The organism is Streptomyces spongiae (assembly GCF_009377185.1).
Classification (GTDB): domain Bacteria; phylum Actinomycetota; class Actinomycetes; order Streptomycetales; family Streptomycetaceae; genus Streptomyces; species Streptomyces spongiae.
Genome location: NZ_VJZC01000914.1, coordinates 1 through 2,674, shown reverse-complemented (window position 1 = coordinate 2,674; position 2,674 = coordinate 1). Strand labels below are relative to the sequence as shown.

Sequence of the window (2,674 nt, the reverse complement as noted above, 5' to 3'; positions counted from 1 at the left end):
CCCCCCGGCTGCCCCGCGCACGGCATCGGCACCGGCGGGCTGCGTCGGCTCTACGGCCCCGAAGCGGAGGACCTCGGAGCCGTGTACGAGAAGCTCCGCGCCGAGCACGGGCCCGTGGCTCCCGCGCTGCTTCACCATGATGTGCCGATCTGGGTGGTGCTCGGCCACAACGAGAACATGCACATGGTGCGCACTCCCTCGCTGTACTGCCGTGACCCCCGTATCTGGAACAAGCTTCAGGACGGCACGGTCAAGCCCGACCACCCGCTGATGCCGCACCTCGACTGGCAGCCCATCTGCTCCCACGCCGAGGGCGACGAGCACTTGCGGCTGCGCGGCGCGGTCACCGGGGCCATGTCGACCATCGACCACCGGGGCATCCGCCGCCACATCAACCGTGCGACCCAGCACCTCGTCAACAAGTTCTGCGAGGGGAGCAGGGCCGACCTGGTCGGCCAGTTCGCCGAGCACCTGCCGATGGCGGTGATGTGCGAGATCCTCGGTATGCCCGACGAGTACAACGACAGGATCGTGCAGGCCGCCCGCGACATGCTCAAGGGCACCGAGACCGCCATCGCCAGCAACGCGTACATCATGGACGCCCTGACGCGGCTCACCGCCCGCCGCCGGGCCGAACCCAAGGGCGACTTCACCAGCCACCTCATCAACCACCCGGCGCGGCTCACCGACGAGGAGGTCGGCCAGCACCTGCGTGTCGTCCTGATCGCCGCGTACGAGGCCACCGCCAACCTCCTCGCCAACGTACTGCGGGTCGTGCTCACCGACCCGCGGTTCCGCGCCCAGCTCAACGGCGGCCAGATGACGGTGCCCCAGGCGGTCGAGCAGTCCCTGTGGGACGAGCCGCCGTTCAGTGCCATCATTGGCTACTTCGCCAAGCAGGAGACCGAACTGGGAGGCCAGCGCATCCGCAAGGGCGACGGTCTCCTCTTCGGCATCGCGCCGGGCAACGTCGACCCGCGCGTTCGCCCCGACCTCAAGGCCAACATGCAGGGCAACCGCTCCCACCTCGCCTTCGGCGGCGGTCCCCACGAGTGCCCGGGCCAGGACATCGGCCGCGCCATCGCCGACGTCGGCGTCGACGCGCTGCTGACCCGACTCCCGGACGTCCAGCTCGCCTGCGAGGAGCACGAGCTGCGCTGGCGGACGTCCATCTCGAACCGGCACCTGGTGGAGCTGCCGGTGAAGTTCGCGCCGAAGCCCCAGCAGGATGTCCTGCAACGGCCCTCCATCAGCCTCGTGCCCCCGCAGCGCCCGAACAACTGGCAGGTCACCACGGAGCAACCGCAGCCCACAGCTCCGGAGCCTGCCGCTCCGACACCGGCGGCCGCGCCCGCTCCAGCGCGCCAACCGGGGGTGTTCCGGCGCCTCCTGCGCTGGTGGCGCGGCGACTGAGCCGACCGGACGCAAGGGCTACCTGTCCCACTCCTCGTATGACGACCAGGCCCGCAGCACACGCGAGCTGATGAACCTGTGCTCGCGCCCCGTGACCGGATCGGTGAACTCCAGGGCCCGCGCCAGCAGTTGGAGCGGACGTCGGAAGTCACCGGCCGCCACGGGGCCGGTCACCACCGGATAGAGGGGATCGCCGAGGATCGGTACCCCCAATGCGCTCATGTGTACCCGCAGTTGGTGCGTCTGTCCGGTACGGGGTATCAGCCGGTACCGGGCACGCCCGTTCCGGTGTTCGAGCAGCTCGACCCGGCTGACGGCGTTGGGCTCGCCCTCGACCTCGCGGGCCGCCACGACTCCGCGCTCCTTGAGGATCCGGCTGCGCACGGTGCGGGGCAGGTCCAGTGAGGGGTCGTACGGGGCCACGGCTTCGTACTCCTTCGCCACCCGTTTGTCCCGGAACAGCGACTGGTACGCGCCGCGCTCCTCGAGTTGCACGGTGAACAGCACCAGCCCGGCCGTCAGCCGGTCCAGTCGGTGCGCGGCGCTCAGCGTCGGGACGCCCAGCTCCCGCCGCAGCCGCGCCAGGGCCGTCTCGGCGACATGGCTGCCGCGTGGCGTGGTGGCCAGGAAGTGCGGCTTGTCGGCCACCACCACGTGCTCGTCCCGGTAGACGACGTCGACCGCGAACGGCACCCGCTCCTCGTCGGGCAGCTCCCGGTGGAACCACACGTACATCCCCGGCACGTACGCCATGTCCCGTGGCACCGGACGCCCGGCGGCGTCCACGATCCGCCCCGCATCGAGCATCTCGTCGATCACCCCGGCCCCGGCCGCCAGCCGCGCCACGAGATGATCCCGCACGGTCGCCCACGCGTCCCCGGCCGGCAACCGCACGCGCACGGGATCCACCCCGTCGCGCTGCGGCAGGGGAGGGGGCGAGGGCGGAGTGCGGCGTCTCATCACGATCAAGCCTACGAGGGGTACTGACCGCGGGCCGAGGGGGCGCTGAAAAGCGTTATGCCCTCCCCGCGCCCCGTTGGCAGGATGACGATCATGCCTTATCTCAACAGCGCGGTCCTCTCGGCCGGTACCCTCGCCCAGCACCCCCAGCCGACGATCCCCGCCGACAACGGCCTGCTCCTGCGCCCCTGGACGTCGGAGGACGTCCCAGCCGTCTATCAGGCATTCCAGGACCCGGTCATGCACCAGTGGCACGTCCGCGCGGCCGACTCCGAGGACGAGGTGCGGGGCTGGATCGACG

Annotated in this window: 3 protein-coding genes; 2 read left to right on the top strand and 1 reads right to left on the bottom strand. The window is 70.8% G+C overall.

Features of this window, described 5'->3' with window-relative positions:
* On the top strand, positions 1 to 1,413 hold a 1,413-nt coding region (locus FNH08_RS48605), incomplete at its 5' end, for a cytochrome P450 (protein WP_152778295.1).
* A gap of 18 nt (positions 1,414 to 1,431) precedes the next feature.
* Here FNH08_RS48605 and FNH08_RS48600 read toward each other — a convergent pair.
* Entirely contained in the window at positions 1,432 to 2,373 is a 942-nt protein-coding gene (locus FNH08_RS48600; RefSeq protein WP_152778294.1) for an RluA family pseudouridine synthase, read from the bottom strand.
* Between the two features lie 93 nt (positions 2,374 to 2,466).
* Between FNH08_RS48600 and FNH08_RS48595 the strand changes: the two genes are divergently transcribed.
* Positions 2,467 to 2,674 (top strand): GNAT family N-acetyltransferase (locus FNH08_RS48595; protein WP_194238878.1); only part of this gene is annotated, 208 nt, incomplete at its 3' end.